The sequence below is a fragment of the Streptomyces boninensis genome (assembly GCF_048572725.1).
Taxonomy (GTDB): domain Bacteria; phylum Actinomycetota; class Actinomycetes; order Streptomycetales; family Streptomycetaceae; genus Streptomyces; species Streptomyces boninensis.
Genome location: NZ_CP183837.1, coordinates 7,354,063 through 7,367,049 on the forward strand (window position 1 = coordinate 7,354,063; position 12,987 = coordinate 7,367,049).

Here is a 12,987-nt window from a genome sequence, read left to right on the forward strand (position 1 = left end):
TGATATTGATACATCCAGCGTAAACTTCCATTGGACCTATCTATCGCCCAAGTGTCAGCCTGCTGTCCATGCAGCCGCCCACCATCACCGACGTCCTCGAAGCCCGCACCCGACTCCGCCGTCACCTGCCGCCCACTCCGGCCTGGTCGTACCCGACGCTCGACAAGGGCGCCGCCGCCTCCCTCACCGTCAAGCACGAGAACATCCAGCCGACCGGCGCCTTCAAGGTCCGCGGCGGCCTCAACCTCCTCGCCACCATGGACCCGGCCGAGCGCGCCCGCGGCGTCGTCGGCTACTCCACCGGCAACCACGCCCAGTCCCTCGCCTACGCCGCCGCCCGATTCGGCGTCCCCTGCGTCATCGTCATGCCGCGCGACCCCAACCCGGGCAAGGCCCGCGCCGTCTCCGCGCTCGACGCCGAACTCGTCGAGTACGGGGCGAACTTCGACGAGGCCCGCCCGTACGCCGAGAAGCTCGCCGCCGAGCGCGGCATGCGCCTGGTCAGCGCCGCCAACGAGCCCGCCATCCTGGCCGGCGTCGGCACCGCCTACTTCGAGCTCTTCGAGGACGCGCCCCGTACCGACACCGTGATCGTCCCGGTCGGCAGCGGCTCCGGCGCCGCCGCCGCGTGCCTCGTCGCCGCCGCGCTCGCGCCGCACGCGGACGTCGTCGCCGTGCAGTCGGCCGCCGCGCCCGGCGCGCACGACTCCTGGCGGGCGGGCGAGGTCGTCGCGCGCCCCAATCGCACCGCCGTCGAAGGCCTCGCCACCGGCAGCGGCTTCGCGCTGCCGCAGCGGGTCCTGAAAGCCCGGCTCACCGACTTCCTGCTGGTCGAGGACGCCGCCATCGAGCAGGCCCGCCAAGCCCTCGCCCGCGACGCGCACACCCTCGCCGAGGGCGCGGGCGCGGCCGCACTCGCCGCTCTGCACACCCATCCCGACCGCTTCGCCGGGCGGCATGTGGCGGTCATGTGCTCGGGTGGAAATGTGTAGCGGTGGCCGTCCCGTAGAGGAGTCCTGACCTTAAATCTCCGGTATTGCGCCGGGTGTTCACCTGATTGTGTGAAGGGTCCGGGATTGCGGAACCCGGCCGCATGCGATCCAACCATCCTTTGTGTCGCGGCCAAGAGCTCGCCGCAATACGAGGGAGACACGGTGGACAAGCACGAGGCGGCCGAGGCCCACACCCCGGCCGCGGCGCTCGACGACCCCTGGCACGACGAGCTGGCCTCCGGCTGGGGAGCCTGGGACGATCCGGAGCCGGACCGCTGGGTGCCGCCGCCGCGTGCGGCTGCCGTGCCCGGGCCGCGCCCGCCCGCCGACGACTCCGAGCTCTATCTGGAGGTCCAGCACAGCCCGGAGTTCCAGCACGTCCGCGATCAGTACCGACGCTTCGTCGTGCCCGCGGTCATCGCCTTCCTCGGCTGGTATCTCGCCTACGTCATCGCCGCGACCGCCGCCCCGGGGCTGATGGCACACAAGGTGGCGGGCGTGGTGAATGTCGCGATACTGGCCGGCCTCGGCCAGTTCGTCACCACCTTCCTGCTCACCTGGGCGTACGCCAGACACGCCCGGCTCCGCCGCGACCAGCCCGCGCTCGAACTGCGCTGGGACGTCACCCTCCAGGCGCAGGCCGACGCCCGCGCGCACGAGGCCCGAGCGCACGAGGCCCGTACGAAGGAGGAGGACCCACTGCAGTGAGGGGCCTCGCCGAACACCAGACGCTCGCGCTGCTGCTGTTCAGCGCGTTTGTGCTGCTGACCCTGGCGATCACCTCCTGGGCGGGCCGGCACCGGCACGGCTCGCCCGAGGAGTTCTACGCCGGCAGCAGGCTGTTCTCCCCTTTGGAGAACGGTTTCGCCATCTCGGGGGACTACATGTCCGCCGCCTCCTTCCTCGGCATCTCAGGACTCATCGCCCTCTACGGCTACGACGGCATGCTCTACTCCGTCGGCTTCCTCGTCGCCTGGCTGGTCGTGCTGCTCCTGGTCGCCGAACTCGTCCGCAACTGCGGCCGCTTCACCCTCGCCGACGTCGTCGCCGCCCGGCTCCGCGAGCCCGGCGTCCGCTTCGCCCTCGGCATCTCCTCCGTCACCGTCTCCGTCCTCTACCTCGTCGCGCAGATGGTCGGCGCGGGCAGCCTCGTCGCGCTGCTGCTCGGCGCGAGCGGCGGCGCGGAGCAGACGGCGGCGGTGGCCGGGGTGGGCGGGCTGATGGTGCTGTACGTCTGCGTCGGCGGCATGCGCGCCACCACCTGGATCCAGATCGTGAAGGCTGTGCTGCTGATGGGCGGTGCCATCGCGCTTACGGTGATGGTGCTGATCCGCTTCCATGGCGATCTCGGTGCGCTGCTCTCCGCCGCGGCGGAACGGAGCGGCCATGGGGGCGACTTCCTCGCACCCGGGCTCAAGTACGGCGGGACGGTCGGCAACCGGCTGGACTTCATCAGCCTGGGCATCGCGCTCGTCCTCGGCACCGCCGGGCTGCCGCATATCCTCGCCCGCTTCTATACGGTCCCGACCGCCCGCGCGGCGCGGCGGTCGGTGGTGTGGGCGATCGGGCTGATCGGCGGGTTCTACCTGATGACGATCGTGCTGGGCTTCGGCGCGGCGGCGCTGGTCGGCACGGCTGCGGTCCGTAACGACAACGCCGCGGGCAATACCGCCGTGCCGCTTCTCGCCCTCGACCTGGGCGGGGGTGCGGGGTCGACCGGGGGAGCGGTGCTCTTCGCGATCGTGGCCGCGGTCGCCTTCGCGACGATCCTTGCGGTGGTCGCGGGGATCACGCTGGCGTCGTCGGCGTCGGTCGCCCATGACCTGTACGCCTCGCTGCGGCGCCGGCGACGCGCGCAGCAGAAGGGCAAGCAGCGCAGCGAGGTCGCCGTCGCCCGGGTCGCGGCGGGCGTGATCGGCCTCGTCGCCATCGGGCTCGGGCTGTTCGCCCGCGGGCAGAACGTCGCCTTCCTCGTCGGCCTCGCCTTCGCGGTGGCGGCCTCCGCGAATCTGCCGGTGCTGCTGTACGCCCTGTTCTGGCGCCGCTTCACGCACCGCGGCGCGGTATGGGCGGTGTACGGCGGGCTGCTGCCCGCGCTGGTGCTGGTGGCGCTGTCGCCGGTCGTCTCCGGCCGCCCGGACGCGCTGTTCCCCGGCCTCGACTTCGCGTACTTCCCGCTGCAGAACCCGGGCCTGGTCTCCGTACCGCTCGGCTTCCTGGCGGGCTGGCTCGGCACCCGGATCTCCCGCGAGCCCGCCGACCCGGCCCGGCACGCGGAGACCGAGGTGCGGGCGCTCACGGGGGCCGGGGCGGTCTGAGCCCGCCGGGGCAGTCTGAGCCCGCCGAGGCGCTCCGCCGGTGTTCAATTAGGCTGTACGCTGCAGCCGTTGGCCACGGAGAGGAGCCGCCCGTGTCCCCTTCCGCCGTGCCGCCCGTCGGCGCCCGGATCCGCCAGGTGCGCCTGGAGCGCGGCTGGAGCCTGCGGCGGCTGGCGCGTGAGATCGGCGTCTCCGCGAGCCTGGTCTCCCAGATCGAGAACGGCAAGAGCCAGCCATCCGTGAGCACCCTGTACGCGATCACGACGGCCCTGTCCGTCACCGTCGACGACCTCTTCGACGCCCGTCAGGACGCACCGGCGGCCGCCCCCGGCACCATCCTCGGCGCGCTCGCCGTGCTGGCCGCCGAGCCGGCCCGCCGGATCGGGCCGCTGACCAGGCCCGACGAGCGCGAGCGGCTGGAGCTGGACTCCGGCGTGGTGTGGGAGCGGCTCGGCCATGTGCCCGGCACCGAGACCGACTTCCTGCAGGTGACGTACCGGCCGGGCGGCTCCTCCTCCAGCACCGGCGGGCTGATGCGGCATCCCGGCACCGAGTACGGCTACCTCACCGCGGGCGAGCTGATCCTGACCCTCGGATTCGAGGAGCACACGCTGCGCCCCGGCGATGCCGTCTGCTTCGAATCCACCACCCCGCATCGCTACCGCAACGACGGCGGGGAGCCTGCGACCGGTGTCTGGGTGGTATCCGGGTAGTGTTCAGTGTGCCTTGACACTCTCATCGGGCGGTCGTTCACTGTGAGTTGAGCGGGCTCCCGGCTGGAGAGGGGTGGACGCGATGGCGGTCCGCACATTCGGGCAAGGCGCGGTCGACTGGGAGGAGCGCGTCGACCTCGCGCGGTTACGGACCGAGCGGCTGGCGCGGCTGAAGGCCGTACTCGAGGAATCCCAGCTCGGCGCGGTGCTCAGCTTCGACTTCGCCAACATCCGCTATATGACGTCGACCCACATCGGCACCTGGGCGATGGACAAGCTCATCCGCTTCGCCCTCCTCGTCCGCGGCGCCGAGCCGGTCATCTGGGACTTCGGCTCCGCCGCCCGCCACCACCAGCTCTACAACCCCTGGCTCGACTACGCCGGCAAGGAAGGCGAGCCCACCGGCGCCCGCGCCGGGATCTCCACGCTCCGCGGCGCCTTCCACCCGGGCGCCGGCATCGCCGAGGACGTCGCCGCCAAGGTGGCGCGGGAGCTGCGCGAGCACGGCATGGCCGGCGAGCCGCTCGGCGTCGACCTCGCCGAGATGCCGGTGCTGGCCGCCCTCAAGGCCGAGGGCATCGACGTGGTCGACGGCCAGCAGCTGTTCCTGGAGGCCCGGCGGATCAAGACCCGCGACGAGATCTCCCTGCTCACCCAGGCCTGTTCCATGGTGGATGCGGCGTACGAGGAGCTGTACGCGTACCTCCGCCCGGGCGTGCGCGAGAACGAGTGCGTCGGCGTGGTCAGCAAGGTGCTCTACGACCTCGGCAGCGAGTACGTCGAGGGCGTCAACGCCATCTCCGGCGAACGCTGCTCACCCCACCCGCACGTCTACAGCGACCGCCTCATCCGCCCCGGCGACCCCGCCTTCTTCGACATCCTGCACAGCCACCTCGGCTACCGCACCTGCTACTACCGCACCTTCGCCGTCGGCAGCGCCTCGCCCGCCCAGCGCGACGCGTACACCCGCTGCCGGGAGTACATGGACGAGGCCATCGCCCTCGTCCGCCCGGGCGCGACGACCGCGGACATCGTGCGGGTGTGGCCGCGCGCCGAGGAGTTCGGCTTCCCGGACGAGACGGCCGCCTTCGCCCTGCAGTACGGGCACGGGGTCGGCCTGTCGATCTGGGAGAAGCCGATCTTCAGCCGCCTGGTGTCGCCGACGCATCCGGAGGTGCTGGAGGAGGGCATGGTCTTCGCGCTGGAGACGTACTGGCCGGCCGGGGACGGCTGGTCGGCGGCCCGGATCGAGGAGGAGGTGGTGGTGACCGCGGACGGCTGCGAGGTCATCACCAAGTTCCCGGCCGAGGAGCTGCTGGTCGCCGGGCGCAAGTACTGGACCGTGGGCGGCGAACTCGACACCCGCCGCGAGTCGCAGTCCCACCTCAACACCCGGGCAGGCAGGGGGGAGCGGTGAACCCCGCCGAGCTGCTGAGCCACTACGAGCAGATGGCGGTGATCCGCCGCACCGAACGGGCCGCCCACGACCTCTTCCTGCAGGGCCTGGTCAAAGGCACCACCCACCTCGCCGCCGGGCACGAGGCGATCGCCGTCGGCGCGAGCGCCGCGCTGCGCGCCGACGACTACGTCTTCGCCACCTACCGCGGCCACCACCACGCCATCGCCCGCGGCGCCACCCCCGAGGAGTGCCTGGCCGAGCTGATGAGCCGGGCCACCGGGCTGTGCGGGGCCAAGGGCGGCTCGATGCACCTGACAAAGGCGGCGGCCGGGATGCTCGGCTCGTACGCCATCGTGGGCTCGCATCTCCCGATGGCCGCGGGGGCCGCCTGGTCGGCGAAGCTGCGCGGCACCGGGCAGATCGCGGTGGCCTTCTTCGGCGACGGCGCGACCAACATCGGCGCCTTCCACGAGGCGCTGAACCTGGCCGCGGTGTGGCGGCTGCCGGTGCTGTTCGTCTGCGAGAACAACCTGTACATGGAGTACACGCCGATCGCCGACGTGACCGCCGTGCCGCGCCCCGCCGCCGACCGGGCACCGGCGTACGACATCCCCGGCCAGGTCATCGACGGCAATGACGTGGTGCTGGTGCGCGACGCGGTGGCCGCGCTGGCCGCGCGGGCCCGAGGTGGCAACGGGCCCGCCGTCCTGGAGGCGCTGACGTACCGGCACTACGGCCACAGCCGCTCCGACCCGGCCGCGTACCGCCCGGCCGAGGAGGTCGAGGCGTGGCTGAAGCACGACCCGCTCGACCTCGCCCGCGGCCGGCTGGCGGCGCTGGGCGTCGCGGAGGAGGAGATCGCGGCGGCGGGCGTACGGGCCGAGCACCTGGTCGCGCAGGCGGTGGCGGCCGCGAAGCGCGCGCCGGGACCCGACCCGGCCGTCGCGCTCACCGACGTATGGGCCGACGGAGGTGCGGCGTGGCGGACGTGATCAGCTACCGGGAGGCGGTCGCCGAGGGCATCGCGCGCGAGATGCGCCGCGATCCCGCGGTGGTGTGCCTGGGCGAGGACATCGGCGCGGCGGGCGGGGTGTTCAAGACCACCGCCGGGCTGTTCAAGGAGTTCGGCCCGGAGCGGGTGTGGGACACGCCGATCTCCGAACAGGCCATTGCCGGGGCGGCGATGGGCGCCGCGATGACCGGGCTGCGGCCGGTCGCGGAGATCATGTTCTCCGACTTCCTCGCCTGCTGCTGGGACTACCTCGCCAACGAGATCCCCAAGGTGCGCTACATGACGGCCGGACAGGTCACCGTGCCGCTGGTGGTCCGTACCGCCAATGGGGGCGGCCTCGGCTTCGGCGCCCAGCACTCGCAGGCGACCGAGAACTGGGCGCTGACCGTGCCCGGGCTGAAGATCGCGGCGCCTTCCACTCCTGCCGACGTGGTCGGCCTGATGGCGGCGGCCATTCGCAGCGACGATCCGGTGGTGCTCTTCGAGCACAAGGCGCTGCTGGCGGGCAAGGGCGAGGTCCCGGCCGACAGCCATGTCGTGGAGCTGGGCCGGGCGGCGGTCGTACGGGAGGGCGCGGACGTCACGCTGGTGGCGCTGGCCGCGATGGTGCCGGTGGCCCTGGCCGCGGCCGAGCGGCTGGCGGACGAGGGCGTCTCGGCCGAAGTGATCGACCTGCGCTGCCTGGTGCCGCTCGATGCGGCGACGGTGCTCGGGTCGCTGCGGAAGACCTCGCGGCTGCTGACCGTAGAGGAGAACCCCTATCAGGGCGGCTGGGGCGGCACCCTCGTCTCGGTCGTCGCCGACGAGGGCTTCGGGCTGCTGGACGCGCCGGTACGGCGCGTGGCCGGCGCGTGCGTCCCGCTGCCGTTCGCCGACGCGCTGGAGGCCGAGGTCATCCCCACGGTCGACAAGGTCGTGGCCGCGGTCCGCGGCCTGGCCCGCTACTGAACACCCCACAGGAGGAAGGCGGCACGGCGATGAGCGAGCGCAAGCTCTTGCGCGGAGGCCACGTGCTCACCATGGACCCGGAGCTCGGGGACCTGGCCCAGGGGGACGTCCTGATCGAGAACGGGAAGATCGCGGCGGTCGACCGGGAGATTCCCGCGGCGGCGGACGCCGAGGTGCTCGACATGACCGGGCGGATCGTGATCCCCGGCTTCGTGGACACCCATCGCCACACCTGGGAGGCGCCCATCCGCGGTTGCGCGCCCGACGCCACTCTGGACGACTACTTCACCGAGGTCCTCGACACCTTCGCGCCCGTCTACCGGCCGGAGGACGTGTACGCGGGCAACCTCGCCGGCTCGCTGGAGTGCCTGAACGCCGGCATTACGACGCTGGTCGACTGGTCGCACATCAACAACACGCCGGAGCACCCGGACGCCGCCGTGGAGGCGCTGCGGGAGACGGGCATCCGCGCCCAGTACGCGTACGGCAGCGCCAACACCTCCCTCGCCGACTACTGGTTCGAAAGCAAGATCGCGATTCCGGCGGCCGATGTCCGCCGGATCCGCGCGCAGTACTTCTCGTCGGACGACGGGCTGCTCACCATGGGGCTCGCCACCCGCGGGCCCGGCTTCTGCATCAACGACGTCGTGGAGAGCGAGTGGCGGCTCGCCCGCGATCTCGGCCTCCCGATCACCGTGCACGTCGCGATGGGCCGCCTGGCCGGACGCTTCGGCATGGTGAAGCAGCTGCACGACCTCGGACTGCTCGGGCGCGACGCGCCGCCGACGACGTACGTCCACAGCTGCTATCTCAGTGACGAGGAGTGGCGGATGGTCGCCGACAGCGGCGGCACGATCTCTGTCGCTCCGCAGATCGAGTGTCAGATGGGCCATGGCTGGCCGCCGGTGATGAAGGCCATCGAGCACGGGCTGCGGCCGTCGCTGAGCATCGATGTGGTCACCACGGCGCCGGGCGATATGTTCACCCAGATCCGCTCCGCCTTCGGCGCCGAGCGGGCGCGGGTCAACGCCGCGTGCTGGGCGGCGGATTCGCCCGTACCCGACACGATGCTCACTGCCCGCCGGATGCTGCGGCTCGCCACCGTAGACGGCGCGCACGTCGCCGGGCTCGAGGACCGTACGGGATCGCTCACCCCGGGCAAGCAGGCCGACGTCGTCGCCATCGACGCGACCGCGCTCAATGTGGCGCCGGTGCATGACCCGGTGGCCGCGGTGACTTTGAGCGCCGACGTGTCGAACGTCGACACCGTCCTGGTCGCCGGTGAGGTCAAGAAGCGCGACGGCCGGCTGCTCGCCGACACCGCGCGGGCGCGGCGGCTGGTCGAGGAGTCCCGCGACCGGCTGCTGGCGGCGGTCGCGGCCCGGGGGCCGCAGCAGTGAGTGCGTATCTGGTGCGGCGGGCGGCGGACGCGGAGTTCGCCGCCACCGGGCAGCCGGGGCACTCGCGGTGGGCGGCGGTGGGTGAGCGGGATGGCGCCGTGCACACCGGGTTCGGTGTCTGCGAGCTGGCGGCGGATGGCGCGGTGGGGGCGCATGTGCATGCGTACGAGGAGTCGTTCTTCGTGCTGGACGGGTCTGTAGTGCTCGATACGGCTGAGGGCGCTTGGCTGCTGCGGGCGGGTGATTACGGGCTGCTGCCGGTCGGCGTGCCGCATGCCTGGCGGGGTACGGGTGCGGGGCCCGCGCGCTGGGCGGACATGCTCGCTCCGGTGCCGCGGGCGCGGTACGGGCACGACACGGAGGCGGTGGCGGGGCTGCCGGTGCGGGAGCCGGTGCCCGTGGACGTACGCGATCCGCGGACGCGCTCCTTCGGGCACTTCGAGCCCGCGCAGATGGACCCGGGAAAGCAGAGCCAGGACCTGCTCGCGGTCTCGGCGAGCATGCATACGGCGCTGCTCGTCTACAGCGGCATCGGCGTGAAGATGATGGTCGACGGTGATCTGGGGGCGGTGGCCTCGACGATGTTCATGGTGCAGTACGAGCCGGATGGTGCTGCCGGGGCGCATGATCACCCCTTCGAGGAGACGTACTTGATCCTCGAAGGCAGCGTGGATGCCTCCTTCGACGGGACCGTGCACCGGCTCGGCCCTGGCGACCTGGCGTGGGCGGGGGCGGGGTGCGTGCACTCCTTCGCCAACGCCGGTGCGGGGCCTTTGCGGTGGCTGGAGACGCAGGCGCCGCAGCCGCCGGCGCGGCACTCCTACCGGTTCGCCCGGGACTGGGACTACCTGCGGGAGCGGCTGGAGGAGAAGCGATGAGTGAGGCGATTTCGCGCAACGTGGTCGTCGTCGGCGGCACCGCCGGGATCGGGCGGGAGATTGCCCGCCGGTACGCGGCGGCCGGGGACGACGTCCTGCTCACCGGGCGCGATCCGCACCGGGCGGCCACGGTGGCGAAGGAGTGCGGTGCGCGGGGGCTGGCGCTCGATCTTGCGCGGCCGCGCGAGATCGCCGCGGCGCTGGACGGCGTCGAGCGGGTGGACGCCCTGGTGCTGGCGGCGATCAGCCGCGATGAGAACTCGGTGGCTGCATACGATGTTGAGGCGGCGCTGGCGCTGGTGACGCTCAAGCTGGTCGGCTACACCGAGGTGGTGCACGCGCTGCGTCCCCGGCTGGGTGAAGACGCGGCGATCGTGCTCTTCGGCGGGCAGGCCAGGGCGCGCCCGTATCCCGGGTCGACGACCGTGACGACGGTCAATGCCGGCGTCGACGGGATGGTGCGTACCCTCGCCACCGAGCTCGCCCCGGTCCGGGTCAACGCCGTCCATCCCGGCATCGTCGGCGACAGCCCGTACTGGCGGGACAAGCCGGCCGCCGCGCTCGATCCGATCCGGTCCCGTACGCCGACGGGGCGGCTGGCGGGAATGGGGGACGTGGTCGACGCGGTGGACTTCTTGCTGCGCAATCGCTCGGTCAACGGAGTCGGGCTGCCGGTCGACGGCGGCTGGCTGCTGAGATGAGCGCGGGGCATTGACACGTGTCGGCGCCGCCATGACTGTTACTTCCCGGTAAGTGACGCGGAAGTCACGGGAGTGGAGGCAGGGATGGGCGCTAGGAGAGCGAGACGGGTGGCGATGTCCGCCGCCGCGACGGGCGGGGCCGCCGCCCTCGTCCTGGGTGCGGGCGCCGTGCCCGCGCAGGCCACGCCGAAGCACGGCGAGCGGTATGTCGCGCTGGGCGACTCGTACACCTCGGGGCCCGGGATCCCGAAGCAGCTCGACGCCAACTGCGCGCGTTCCGACCACAATTACCCGACGCATGTCGCGCTGCGGTACCGGGTGGCTTCGTTCAAGGACGTGAGCTGTGGTGGCGCCACGACCGCCGAGATGTGGCAGCAGCAGGGGACCAATCCGCCGCAGCTGGACGCCCTTGGGCGGGATACGACGCTGGTGACGGTCGGGATCAGCGGGAATGACATCGGGTTCGGCGAGATCATCGGTACGTGTACGACCCTGGCCGGGGCCGATCCGACCGGGAACCCGTGCGAGAAGCACTACAAGGCGAGCGGCAAGGACGAGTTGGCGAGGCGGATCGGCCAGGCGTTCTTCAAGGTCGACAAGGTGCTTGACGCGATTCGCGACCGGGCGCCGCGGGCGCGGGTGGTGGTGGTCGGGTATCCGGTGATCGTGCCGGACAGCGGCGTCGGCTGCCGTCCGGATGTGCAGATGGCGGACGGCGACGTGCCGTATCTGCGCGATACGGGGAAGCGGCTGAACGCGATGCTGCGGATCGCCGCCGGGGTGAATCGCGCCAAGTTCGCGGATACGTACACGCCGAGCATCGGGCACGACGTGTGCAAGCCGCCCGCGGACCGGTGGGTTGAGCCGCTGGTGCCGGCGAACCCGGCGGCGCCTTTCCATCCCAATGCGACGGGGGAGGAACGGATGGCGGTGGCCGTGCTGGCGAAGTTGAAGCGGCACTAAGCCGCTTCGCGGAGCGCCTCCGGGAGATAGACCGTGAACTCCGCGCCGCCGCCCGGGCGGTCGTCGACCGTGACCTTGCCGCCCTGGCGTTCGGCGAGGCGGCGGACCAGGGGGAGGCCGATGCCGCGTTTGGCGCCGTGAGCGGGGAGGCGCTTCGTGGAGTAGCCCTCCGTGAAGATCTTTTCGCGTTGGTCGTACGGGACGCCGGCGCCTGAGTCGGCGATACGGAGGTGGACGGCGCGGCCGTCGGCGTCCACCTCCACCTCGACCTCCGGCTCGGCGGAGCCGACCGCCGCGTCCAGCGCGTTGTCGATCAGGTTGCCGACGATGGTGACCAGGCCGGTGGGGTCGACGACCTCGTCGGGGAGGCTGCCGGCGAGGTTGAGTTCCACGCCGCGTTCGGCGGCGACCGTTGCCTTGCCGACCAGGAGGGCGGCGAGGAGCGGGTCGTGGATGTGGCCCGTGACCTGCTCGGCGGTGGCGCGGTGGCCGCCTACCGCCTCGGTTATGTAGTCGACGGCCTCGTCGGTCAGGCCCAGCTCCAGGAGGCCCAGGAGCGTGTGCATGCGGTTGGCGTGCTCGTGGTCCTGGGCGCGGAGGGCGTCGATGAGGCCGCGGGTGGAGTCCAGCTCGCGGCCGAGGCGCTCCAGCTCGGTGCGGTCGCGGAGGGTGGCGACGGCGCCGCCGTCGGCGGTGGGCATCCGGTTGAGGACGAGGACGCGGCTGCCCGCGACGGCGAGGAGGTCGTCGCCGGTGACGCGGCCGGCCAGGATGTCGGTCGTACGGCCCGGGGGGAGGGCCTCGTCGAGGGGCCGGCCGGTGACGGCGGGGGTGAGGCCGAGGAGGCGCTGCGCCTCGTCGTTGACCAGGCGGATCCGGGCGTTCTTGTCGAGCGCGACGACGCCCTCGCGGATGCCGTGGAGCATGGCCTCCCGCTCGTCGAGGAGGGCCGAGATGTCGGAGAAGGCGAGGTCGTGGGTGCGGCGCTGGAGGCGGCGGGAGAGGGCGTAGGCGGCCAGGGCGCCTACGGCCAGGGCGCCGCCGGCGTAGGCGAGGATGCCGGGGACGGCGCCTACGAGACGGTCTTGGACGCTTTCGTAGGCGATGCCTACGGAGACGGCGCCGATGACGCGGCCGTTCTCGTCGCGGAGGGGGACCTTGCCGCGGGCGGTCTGGCCGAGGGTGCCGTGGTCGATGCCCATCCACTCGGCGCCGGAGAGGGCCGGTTCCGGGTCGGTGGAGACGTGGCTGCCGATGCGGTGGGCTTCGGTGTGCGACCAGCGGACGCCGCGCTCGTCCATGATCACGATGTATTCGGCGCCGGTGGCGCGGCGGATGCGCTCCGCGTCGCGCTGGACGGGGTTGTTCCTGGTGGGCTTCGAGGCGAGCAGCTGGTCCGCCATGCCGGGCTCGGCGGCGGTGGTCTGGGCGATGGCCAGGGCGCGGCGCATGGCCTGGTCGTCGAGATTGTCGCTGAGGGGCGCGAGGAAGAGGGCGGCGGCGAGGAGGAGCACGCCGGCGGTGAGGGCGAGCTGGGTGGCGAGGACCTGGGTCGCGAGGCGGCGGGGGCCGCGTATGCGCCTCCGGCGCGCCGTGTCGTGCATGGGGACGGAACCTACGGGATTCGGGCATATCTGTCAGCGGTGCAGTTCACAGTGGGGCC

Annotated in this window: 12 protein-coding genes; 11 read left to right on the top strand and 1 reads right to left on the bottom strand. The window is 72.2% G+C overall.

Features of this window, described 5'->3' with window-relative positions; genetic code table 11:
* Nucleotides 1-68: 68 nt before the first annotated feature.
* The 11 genes from ACNNMR_RS33530 to ACNNMR_RS33580 all read left to right on the top strand — a co-directional run bounded on the left by ACNNMR_RS33530 (nt 69) and on the right by ACNNMR_RS33580 (nt 11,324).
* Nucleotides 69-992, top strand: coding sequence for a threonine ammonia-lyase (locus tag ACNNMR_RS33530; protein WP_419998447.1), 924 nt, complete (start codon nt 69-71; stop codon nt 990-992).
* Nucleotides 993-1,154: 162 nt separating this feature from the next.
* On the top strand, nt 1,155-1,700 hold the full coding sequence (locus tag ACNNMR_RS33535) for a DUF485 domain-containing protein (protein WP_419998448.1): 546 nt from the start codon (nt 1,155-1,157) through the stop codon (nt 1,698-1,700).
* Entirely contained in the window at nt 1,697-3,310 is a 1,614-nt protein-coding gene (locus ACNNMR_RS33540) for a cation acetate symporter (RefSeq protein ID WP_419998449.1), read from the top strand. The genes ACNNMR_RS33535 and ACNNMR_RS33540 overlap by 4 nt, the downstream gene beginning before the upstream one ends.
* A gap of 92 nt (nt 3,311-3,402) precedes the next feature.
* Complete coding sequence (locus ACNNMR_RS33545) at nt 3,403-4,023, top strand: helix-turn-helix domain-containing protein (protein WP_419998450.1); 621 nt, start codon at nt 3,403-3,405, stop codon at nt 4,021-4,023.
* Between the two features lie 82 nt (nt 4,024-4,105).
* On the top strand, nt 4,106-5,440 hold the full coding sequence (locus ACNNMR_RS33550; protein WP_419998451.1) for a M24 family metallopeptidase: 1,335 nt from the start codon (nt 4,106-4,108) through the stop codon (nt 5,438-5,440).
* Nucleotides 5,437-6,414, top strand: a complete 978-nt coding sequence (locus tag ACNNMR_RS33555; protein WP_419998452.1) for a thiamine pyrophosphate-dependent dehydrogenase E1 component subunit alpha — start codon at nt 5,437-5,439, stop codon at nt 6,412-6,414. The genes ACNNMR_RS33550 and ACNNMR_RS33555 overlap by 4 nt, the downstream gene beginning before the upstream one ends.
* Nucleotides 6,402-7,382, top strand: a complete 981-nt coding sequence (locus ACNNMR_RS33560; RefSeq protein WP_419998453.1) for an alpha-ketoacid dehydrogenase subunit beta — start codon at nt 6,402-6,404, stop codon at nt 7,380-7,382. Before ACNNMR_RS33555 ends, ACNNMR_RS33560 begins: the two co-directional genes overlap by 13 nt.
* 29 nt (nt 7,383-7,411) lie before the next feature.
* The gene (locus ACNNMR_RS33565) at nt 7,412-8,782 is read left to right on the top strand and encodes an amidohydrolase family protein (RefSeq protein ID WP_419998454.1); all 1,371 of its coding nucleotides are present in this window, start codon (nt 7,412-7,414) and stop codon (nt 8,780-8,782) included.
* Nucleotides 8,779-9,660 (top strand): cupin domain-containing protein, encoded by an 882-nt coding sequence (locus ACNNMR_RS33570; RefSeq protein WP_419998455.1) that lies wholly within the window; start codon nt 8,779-8,781, stop codon nt 9,658-9,660. The genes ACNNMR_RS33565 and ACNNMR_RS33570 overlap by 4 nt, the downstream gene beginning before the upstream one ends.
* Complete coding sequence (locus ACNNMR_RS33575) at nt 9,657-10,361, top strand: SDR family NAD(P)-dependent oxidoreductase (protein WP_419998456.1); 705 nt, start codon at nt 9,657-9,659, stop codon at nt 10,359-10,361. The genes ACNNMR_RS33570 and ACNNMR_RS33575 overlap by 4 nt, the downstream gene beginning before the upstream one ends.
* A 114-nt stretch (nt 10,362-10,475) precedes the next feature.
* On the top strand, nt 10,476-11,324 hold the full coding sequence (locus ACNNMR_RS33580; protein WP_420000570.1) for an SGNH/GDSL hydrolase family protein: 849 nt from the start codon (nt 10,476-10,478) through the stop codon (nt 11,322-11,324).
* On the opposite strand, the gene ACNNMR_RS33585 is transcribed toward ACNNMR_RS33580, so the two are convergent.
* Nucleotides 11,321-12,928 (bottom strand): ATP-binding protein, encoded by a 1,608-nt coding sequence (locus ACNNMR_RS33585; RefSeq protein WP_419998457.1) that lies wholly within the window; start codon nt 12,926-12,928, stop codon nt 11,321-11,323. The genes ACNNMR_RS33580 and ACNNMR_RS33585 overlap by 4 nt on opposite strands.
* Between the last annotated feature and the right edge of the window lie 59 nt (nt 12,929-12,987).

What these genes read in the sequence shown, in the direction of transcription:
- ACNNMR_RS33565 (WP_419998454.1), top strand. Translation starts at nt 7,412, where the DNA reads ATGAGCGAGCGCAAGCTCTTGCGCGGAGGCCACGTGCTCACCATGGAC.
- ACNNMR_RS33585 (WP_419998457.1), bottom strand. Translation starts at nt 12,928, where the DNA reads ATGCACGACACGGCGCGCCGGAGGCGCATACGCGGCCCCCGCCGCCTC.
- ACNNMR_RS33580 (WP_420000570.1), top strand. Translation starts at nt 10,476, where the DNA reads ATGTCCGCCGCCGCGACGGGCGGGGCCGCCGCCCTCGTCCTGGGTGCG.
- ACNNMR_RS33530 (WP_419998447.1), top strand. Translation starts at nt 69, where the DNA reads ATGCAGCCGCCCACCATCACCGACGTCCTCGAAGCCCGCACCCGACTC.
- ACNNMR_RS33550 (WP_419998451.1), top strand. Translation starts at nt 4,106, where the DNA reads ATGGCGGTCCGCACATTCGGGCAAGGCGCGGTCGACTGGGAGGAGCGC.
- ACNNMR_RS33575 (WP_419998456.1), top strand. Translation starts at nt 9,657, where the DNA reads ATGAGTGAGGCGATTTCGCGCAACGTGGTCGTCGTCGGCGGCACCGCC.